Consider the following 8,585-nt stretch of genomic DNA (forward strand, 5'->3'; position numbering starts at 1 on the left):
ACACAAAGACATGGGCAAGGATTTCTCCTCCGCATTGCGTCCCGCAATCGTCATGACGCTCCTGTTCGCGGCGCTGCTCGGGCTTGCTTATCCTCTGGCGATGACGGGCATCGGCCAGGCGATCTTCCCCTCGCAGGCGAACGGAAGCCTGGTGCGCGATGGCGGCGGGCGGGTGATCGGATCGACCGTGATCGGCCCGGCGTTCACCTCCGAACGCTACTTCCAGACGCGGCCGTCCGCCGCCGGCAAGGGCTATGACGGTCTTGCCTCTTCCGGGTCGAACCTGGGGCCGACCGCGCAGGCGCTGGTCGATCGGGTGAAGGCCGACGTCGGGAAGCGTCGCGGCGAAGGCGTGACCGGGCCGGTGCCCGGCGACCTCGTCACCGCCAGCGGCTCCGGCCTGGACCCCGACCTGTCGCCCGCCGCCGCGCTGGCGCAGGCGCCGCGGGTGGCCCGCGTCCGCGGCCTCGCTCCCGAGCGGGTGCGCGCGCTGGTGGCGGAACGGACGGAGGCAAGCGTGCTGGGCGAGCCGCATGTCAACGTGCTGGCCTTGAACCAGGCGCTGGACGGCCTCTCGCGCACCGGCTCGCCCGAGGTTCCGCGCCGCTGATGCCGCTGCCCGGTGACGGACGGCCCGATCCGGATGCCCTTCTGCGCCAGGCGGCGCAGGAGGGCCGTGGCCGGCTGAAGATCTTCCTCGGTGCGGCGCCGGGCGTCGGCAAGACCTACGAGATGCTGGCCGAGGGGGCGGCGCGAAAGCGCGACGGCGTCGATGTGGTGGTCGGCATCGTCGAGACGCATGGGCGCGCGGAAACGGAGGCGCTCACCCGCGGCCACGAGATCATGCCGCGCCGCGCGGTGCCGTACGAGGGCCGCACGCTGCACGAGATGGACCTCGACGCGATCCTCGCGCGGGCGCCGCGGCTCGTGCTGGTGGACGAACTGGCCCACACCAATGCACCCGGCAGCCGCCATCCCAAGCGCTACCAGGACGTGGAGGAACTGCTTGCCGCAGGCATCGACGTATATTCCACGGTCAACATCCAGCATGTCGAGAGCCTCAACGACGTGGTCGCCAGCTTCACCCGCATCCGGGTGCGCGAGACGGTGCCGGACAGCGTGCTGGAAACCGCGGAGATCGAGGTTGTCGACATTCCGCCGGACGAGCTGATCGAGCGGCTGAAGGCCGGCAAGGTCTACCTGCCACAGGAAGCGACCCGCGCGCTGGGTCATTTCTTCTCCCGATCGAACCTGTCGGCGTTGCGCGAACTGGCGCTGCGGCGCGCGGCGCAGGCGGTGGATGCGCGCATGCTGGACGACGTGCGCGCGCTGGGCCTGGGCGGCACCTGGGCGGGAAGCGACCGGATCGTGGTGGCGATCAACGAGCTGCCGGGCGCCGACGTGCTGGTCCGCGCCGCCAAGCGCGTGGCGGATGGGTTGCGCGGGCCATGGACCGCCTTGTTCGTCGAAACGCCGCGCGCCGCCCACTTCACCGACGCGCAACATGGGCGCGTCGCCGCGGCGATGACGCTGGCGACGCAGCTGGGCGGCGCGGTGGCGACCGTTCCCGCGACCAGTGCCGTGGAGGGCATCCGGAGCTTCCTCGCCGATGCGCGCGCGACGCAGCTGGTGCTGGGCAAGTCGCGCCGGTCGCGCTGGTTCGAGCTGCGCCATGGATCGGTGGTCGATCGCCTGATCCGCGACACGCCCGGCGTCACCGTGCACGTTCTCCCGCTGCCCGCCGAGGCCGGCAGGCGGGAGCGGGAACGCCGCCGCCCGGCCCGCTGGGGCACGCCGGCCGGATATGCGGTGACGACGGCGATGATCGCGGCGATCACCGCCATTGCCAGCGCGCTGTTCCACATCCTCGACCTCGGCAACGTCGCGCTGCTCTACCTGCTGCCGGTCATGGCGGCGGCCAGCCTCTACGGACTGCGCACGGGCCTGTTCGCCGGCATCGCCTCCAGCCTGGCCTATAATTTCGTGTTCCTGCCGCCGGTCGGCACGCTGAGCATCAGCAACCCGGAGAACCTCGTCTCCGTGATCGTGCTGCTCGGCATCGCCTTTGCCACCAGCCAGCTCACGTCGCGGGTCAGGGCGCAGGCGGACCTCGCCGCGGCAAGCGCACGCGCGAACGCCACGCTGGCCGGCTTTCTGCGGCAGATCGCCAGCGTCAACGACATGGATCTCGCCTCCCGCATGATCTGCGACGACATCCGTCGCCTGTTCGACGTACGGGCGGTGCTGATGACGCCCGCGGCGGGCGCCCGGCTGGAAGTGAGCGCAGCGAGCGATCCCGAGTACCAGATCGGCACCATGGACCTGGCCGCCGCCACCTGGGCGTTCGACAACGGCAGCGCCGCCGGCAAGGGATCGGGCACGCTGGCGGCCTCCGAATGGCTGTTCCACCCGCTCCAGGCCGGCGGCCATGTGCTTGCGGTGCTGGGCATCGCGCGCGATTCGGGGGCGGACCCGGTGCGGGCCGACCAGCTGCCGCTGCTCACCAGCCTGATCGACCAGGCCGCGCTGGTGCTCGAACGGCTGCGGCTGGAAGCCGAGATGCGCGACGTGGATGCGGTGCGCACGCGCGATCGGCTGCGTGCGGCGCTGCTGTCGTCGGTCAGCCACGACCTGCGCACGCCCCTGACCGCGGTGATCGCCGCCGCCGCACAGCTGCACCACGGCGCGACTGCCGAACTGATCGGCACGATCGAAAGCGAGGCGGCGCGGCTCAACCGGTTCGTCGCCAACCTGCTCGACATGGCGCGGGTGGAGGCGGGGGCGCTGCGGCTCAACATCGAGGCGGTGGACTTGAGCGACGCGGTGGCGGGCGCCGCGCACGATGCGCGCCGTGCGCTGGAGGGGCATGGCGTGCGGCTGGACGTGCCGCCCGACCTGCCGCTGGTGCGCGCCGACCCGCAATTGCTGCACCATTGCCTGCTCAACCTGCTCGACAATGCGGGGCGCTACGGCGATCCCGGCACCGAGATCGTCATCGAGGGCCGGCATCGCTTCGGCGAATTGCGGCTTGCGGTTCTCGATCGCGGGCCGGGCCTGCCGCCGGGGCGCGAGGCGGAGGTGTTCGAGACGTTCACGCGGCTGGAGGGCTCCGACCGCGCGGTGGGCGGCACCGGGCTGGGCCTCGCCATCGTCAAGGCGTTCGCCGACGCCATGGGCATGACGGTGGAGGCGGCGAACCGCGAGGAGCGCAGCGGCGCGTCGTTCGCGCTGGTCTTTCCGCCCGCGCTCATCGTCCGCGATCTGCCGGGCGGCGAGGCGCCCTGAGCGGAGCGGACGGGGGGCGGGGGTGTGGACCAGTTGAGGTGTTTCCCCCGCCGGGCGCGCCGGCGGTCCGATGCAGCCGACTCGGTCGGGAGCCGCAATGACGAGCCCTGAAGCATCCGGACTCACGCTGCTCCTGCAAAATACGGAAAACGCAAAAAGGCTCCTGTTACCGCTATTTAAGCGCGTTCGACTAGCATGGCCTTCGAGAAACCAGGGTGGGTGAGGAGGCATCGGGTGCAGCACTTCATGGGCGGAGCGCTGTTCGATCCAGCCTCCGCTCTGGATACCGAATTGTCGAACGTCGACCGGCAGGCGCTGCTCGCGGCCATTGCCGGCTCGACGCAACAGAGCGGCACGGCCGAGATCGAGACCGTGCTGTGCCGGGCGAGGATCGGCATCCTCCACCGCGATCTGCACGGACGCGTGCTTCTGGTGAACCACGCCTTCTGCGCCCTGGTCGGCCGACCGGCCGGCGTGCTGGACGGGCTGGACTTCGCCAGCCTTACCCATCCCGACGACGTGGCGCGGTTCTCGCGAACTTATGGCGATCACCTGGCGCGGGGCGAGCCGTTCGCCATCGAACAGCGCTATCTGCGGCCGGACGGCTCGGCGATCTGGTGCTCGGTTCATGTGTCGTTCGTGCCGGGCATCGACGGCAGGCCGCGCTCCGCCATCTTCGTCGCCTCCGACGTCACCGCCCGCCGCCATGCGGAGGCGAGGTTGCGCGAAAGCGAGGAGCATTACCGTCATGCGGTGGAGCTCAATCCCCAGATCACCTGGCTGGCGGGGGCCAATGGCGCGGTGCTGGAGGTAAGCTGCCGCTGGCACGAGGTCACCGGCATCGCGCGCGAGAAGGCGCTGGGGGAAAGCTGGGTCGCGGCCCTCCACCCCGAGGACCGGGCCCTTACCCGCCAGCAATGGGCCGCCTCGCTTGCCAGCAGGCAGCCGGTGGACGTCGAGTACCGGCTGATGACGGCGAGCGGCGAGTATCGCTGGTTCCGGGCGCGCGCCTCCGCCCGCCTGAACGCCGAAGGGGAGGTGATCCGCTGGTACGGCACGATCGAGGACGTGCACGACCGGCGGCTGGCGCAGAACGAGCTGCGCGACAGCGAGGAGCGGTTCAGGCTGGCGGCACAGGCGGCCGCTCTGGGCATCTGGGACTATGACGCGCTGTCCGGCCGCCGCGAATGGTCGCCGGAGTTCAAGGCGATGCTCGGCCTGCCGTTTGACGCGCGGCCGGAGATCGGCACGGCGCTGGCACTGGTCGTGCCGGAGGATCGACCCGTTCTGAAGAGCCTGGTGCAGGCGGCGCAGGCCGGCGACAGCAGCGCGCGTTTCGACGTCACCCTCAAGATCCGCCGGGCGAGCGACGGGGCGGAGCGGTGGATGCAGACATCCGGCTGGCGGATGCATGCGTCGTCCGGCCGGCTGACGCGGGTGCTGGTCACGGTCAGGGACGTCACCGAAGAGCGCACGGCGGAGGATCGAATCCGCTGGATCGCCACCCACGACACGCTGACCCAGGTTCCCAATCGCTTCTTCTTCACCCAGCAGCTGGAGCAGGCAATCGCCCGCGCCGAAGGGGGCAAGGACCTGGCGCTCGTCCTGCTCGACGTGGATCGACTGAAGGAAGTCAACGACACGATCGGCCATGACGCGGGCGACATGCTGTTGAAGACCTTCGCCCGCCGGCTTGCCGACGCGTTTGGCGAGGCGCGCGTGGTCGGGCGACTGGGGGGTGACGAGTTCGCGGTGCTCGTGGAGGGCGTGTCGCGGGAGAATTTGCCGGCCGCGATCGGCGACGCGCTGGAAGTGCTGCGCCAGCCGTTCGAGCATGACGGCTATGCCTGCGACATGCAGGCGACCGCCGGCGTGTCCTTCTTTCCGCGCGACGGCACCGGCGGAACGGAGTTGCTGAAGGCGGCGGACATCGCGCTCTATGTCGGCAAGGCAGGGCGCCGCGGCGAACTGTCGATCTTCGAGCCGGGCATGCGCGCCGGACTGCAGCGGCGCAATTCCATGCTCAACGTCGCGCGCATGGTGACGCGCGACCAGCGGGTGGAGCCTTTCTACCAGCCGCAAATCCGGCTCGACACCGGTGCGCTGGCCGGCTTCGAGGCGCTGCTGCGCTGGCGGCACGACTGCCTGGGGATGCAAGGACCGGAAACGATCGCGGTCGCCTTTGACGATCTTCGGCTGGCGGCGGCGTTGAGCGACCGGTTGATCGACCGGGTGGCGCACGACCTTCGGCATTGGCTCGACGCAGGGCTCCACCCCGGCCATGTCGCCATCAATCTCTCGCCCGCCGAGTTCCGCGACGAGCGGCTGGCGGAGCGGGTGATCGAGCCGTTTCGGCGGCTGGCGGTGCCGCTCGACTGCGTGGAAGTGGAGATCACCGAAACGGTGCTGCTGGGCCGGGACAGCGAAAAGGTCGCGGCGACCCTTGCCACCTTTCACGACCATGGATTGACGATCGCGCTGGATGATTTCGGCACCGGATTCGCATCGTTGACGCACCTCAAGATGTTTCCGGTGGACGTCATCAAGATCGACCGCAGCTTCGTGGCAACGGTGTGCGAGCGATCGGACGATGCGGCGATCGTCGACACGATCGTGAGCCTGGCCCATCGGCTGAACATGCAGGTCGTCGCGGAAGGCGTGGAGCGCGAGGACCAGGCGCGGCACCTGGCGGCGCTGGGCTGCACCTTCGGCCAGGGCTATCTCTACGGCCATGCTGCGCCCGCCGAGGCGGCCACGGAACTGCTCCGCCGGGTCTAATTGCCGGGCGCGGGTGCGGTTTCCTCGTCCCGCGCACCCGCGCGGCGCCCGACGATGCAGGCGACGGCAAGGTCGTTCGTGACGTTGCCCAGCGTCCGGAAAAGGTCGGGCAGCGCCTCGATCGCGAGCAGAAGGGGCAGGGCGGACACGGGCGCGCCGATGGCGATGCATACCGGCGCGATGGTGGCGAAGAACGAAACCTGCGCGGGCAGGCCCACCGCGCCCAGGCTGACGGGCACCGCCACCAGTGCCGCCAATGCCAGCGCGCCGATGCCCGGCGGCACGCCGCCGACATGCGCGAGGTACACGGCCACGGCGACATTCGCGGCGGCGCTTGCCGCGCGGAACAGCGACACGGCAAGCGGCAGCACGATGCCCCCGGCCTCCGGCGCGACGCCGAGCCTGCCGGCCGCCTCCACCATCACCGGCAGGCTGGCCAGCGAGGATTGCGTGCCCAGCGCGACCGCCTGCACCGGCAGCGCGGCCCTGGCGAAGCGCAGCGGCGAGGTGCGCCCCGCCACGGCGACCCACAGATAGGCGAGCGCCGTCGCGGCAAGGCAGCACGCGACCACGACGGCGACATACTGGCCAAGCGTGCCGACCACGCCCGCCCCGAGCCGCGACCCCGCGCCAAACGCAAGCGCCGCGATGCCGAACGGTCCTGCCGCGAGCACCCACTCGACGATCACCAGCATGGCTGCCACCAGCGTGCGCAAGGGCCTGAGCAGCGATTCGGCGGCGTCCTTATCCAGCCGCGCCAGGGCGAACCCGAGAAACAGCGCGAATACCACCAGCGGAACCATCGCCATGTCCGCCGCCGCCTGGATCGGGTTGGCGGGGATGATCGAATGGTACCATTCGGCGGCCTTGCCCGTGCCCGGCAATGCTCCGGCGGCCGCCGCGCCCAGGGCGCCAGGCTGGACCGGCCACCACCGCAACAGGGTCTCGGCCAGGGCGGCGGCGGCGATGCAGGCGCCGGTGAGGAGGAGGGCGAAGAACAGCAGCGCCCGCAGGGTGGTACTGCCCGCCGCCGCTTCCCGCGAGGCGGAAGCGACGCCCGTCACCAGCAGGCCGAACACCAACGGCACTACCGTCATGGTGAGCGCATCCAGCCACAGCGCACCGACCGGCTGCAGAATGGCACCGAGGACGACGGCCGCACGTCCCTCGACCAGGCTTCCAGCGGCGAGGCCTATCGCCAGTGCCGCCAGGAGCCGCACGGGCCGGCTGCCGATCACCGTCACGCGGCCTGCCCGGCGCGCTCGATCACCGCGCTGACGAGCGCGATCCGTTCCACATCGCGATAGGCAGGCGTTTCGAGCTCCTCGCCGAAGACGTCGGGGTCGATCTCGGCGTAGCGCAGGATGCAGCCGTGTTCGCGCGCCAGGCTCGCCAGCCGATCCTGCAACGCGTCCCGGCCGCGGACGATCGCGCTCCCGGTATACAGGATGAAGCGGCCGCCGGGTGCCAGGCGGGGGGTGGCGCGCTCCGCCATCTCGACCGAGATCTGCCCGCCATGCATGTCGCCGCCGTCTCGGTAGGTGCGACCGGCCGAATCGATGATGTAGGGCGGGTTGGCGAGCACGAGGTCCAGGGGGCCGGCGATCGGCGAAAGGTCCGCGGCGCAGTGAAAGCTTGCCGGCACGCCTGCCGCCTGGGCGTTGATCCGGGCAAGCGCGAGGGCTGCGGGGTTGATGTCGGTCATCACGATCGCGACCTCCGGGCACAAGCGTGCGGCGACGATCGCCCCGACGCCGGCGCCGGTGCCGATATCGACCAGCGTGGCGCCGGGCCGCTGCGGGCAGCGTGCCAGTTCGCGAGAGATGAGGTCGGCGAATCGATAGCTGTCCGGGCCGAAGAACACCGCGTCCGTGTCGTCCGTCGGGAAGGCGGAATGGACGAACAGGTCGGCGCCCAGCGAGGACACGCGGACCCGGCTTTTCAGCGACTCGCCCGCCTCCTCGACAAGCCCGGCGGCCCGCAGGCGATGCAGCAGATCCCGGTCCAGCAGGTCGGAAGGAAACGGCATCGACCAGCCGAACACGTCGCGCAGATCGCGGGCGATCGACGCTTCCGGCCGGGCCAGCACCCGGGCATGGGAGGCAGGGGTCGGGGTGACGAAGCGGTAATCCCGGGCGTGCAGATGGCGCAGGAGCCCGGCAAGCGCCTCCGTTCCGCGTTCATCGATTGCGTCGCACTCCATCGTTGCCGCTTGTGACAGGCCTGCCTCCCCCGTTAATCGTTTCGCCTACAACGTCTTTGGCCCGCAGCGGTTCATCACAGGCGAAAGGCGGAGCGTTTGCGGTCGGGGCAGGCCCGGGCCGGGATCGGCCGCGGCCGGTTTTTTCAGCAGATTTCGTTTTTTTGACAAAAGACGTTTGACAGCCCCGACTCCCTCCCCTAGATGGGTGTCACCGCAGCGGTGGCCCGGTTGGAGCTGTCGCGGTGGTTGCTGAAAGCCTGGTGCGCTGACCGCCCCGAGAAAAAGGGGTAGGGAGCTGTGCCGGTGTTTTTGTCGGCTC

General features: G+C 70.3%; 5 protein-coding genes. 3 read left to right on the plus strand and 2 right to left on the minus strand.

Going from position 1 to position 8,585, the window contains the following annotated elements:
- Positions 1 to 10 precede the first annotated feature (10 nt).
- The 3 genes from kdpC to DVW87_RS15680 all read left to right on the plus strand — a co-directional run bounded on the left by kdpC (position 11) and on the right by DVW87_RS15680 (position 6,063).
- Positions 11 to 610, plus strand: coding sequence for a potassium-transporting ATPase subunit KdpC (gene kdpC / locus DVW87_RS15670; RefSeq protein ID WP_114688728.1), 600 nt, complete (start codon positions 11 to 13; stop codon positions 608 to 610).
- On the plus strand, positions 610 to 3,285 hold the full coding sequence (locus tag DVW87_RS15675; protein ID WP_114688729.1) for a sensor histidine kinase: 2,676 nt from the start codon (positions 610 to 612) through the stop codon (positions 3,283 to 3,285). Before kdpC ends, DVW87_RS15675 begins: the two co-directional genes overlap by 1 nt.
- 234 nt (positions 3,286 to 3,519) lie before the next feature.
- Complete coding sequence (locus DVW87_RS15680) at positions 3,520 to 6,063, plus strand: sensor domain-containing protein (protein ID WP_181814861.1); 2,544 nt, start codon at positions 3,520 to 3,522, stop codon at positions 6,061 to 6,063.
- Here the strand turns inward: DVW87_RS15680 and DVW87_RS15685 are convergent.
- A complete protein-coding gene (locus tag DVW87_RS15685; protein WP_181814862.1) occupies positions 6,060 to 7,307 on the minus strand; it encodes a dicarboxylate/amino acid:cation symporter in 1,248 nt (415 codons plus the stop codon). The genes DVW87_RS15680 and DVW87_RS15685 overlap by 4 nt on opposite strands.
- Positions 7,304 to 8,266, minus strand: coding sequence for a methyltransferase (locus DVW87_RS15690; protein WP_114688731.1), 963 nt, complete (start codon positions 8,264 to 8,266; stop codon positions 7,304 to 7,306). Before DVW87_RS15690 ends, DVW87_RS15685 begins: the two co-directional genes overlap by 4 nt.
- Between the last annotated feature and the right edge of the window lie 319 nt (positions 8,267 to 8,585).

The sequence above is a fragment of the Sphingomonas aracearum genome, from assembly GCF_003345355.1.
Taxonomy (GTDB): Bacteria; Pseudomonadota; Alphaproteobacteria; order Sphingomonadales; family Sphingomonadaceae; genus Sphingomonas; species Sphingomonas aracearum.

Bases quoted from the DNA above. Each gene is read 5' to 3' on its own strand.
- DVW87_RS15690 (WP_114688731.1), bottom strand. From the start codon at position 8,266: ATGGAGTGCGACGCAATCGATGAACGCGGAACGGAGGCGCTTGCCGGG.
- DVW87_RS15675 (WP_114688729.1), top strand. From the start codon at position 610: ATGCCGCTGCCCGGTGACGGACGGCCCGATCCGGATGCCCTTCTGCGC.
- kdpC (WP_114688728.1), top strand. From the start codon at position 11: ATGGGCAAGGATTTCTCCTCCGCATTGCGTCCCGCAATCGTCATGACG.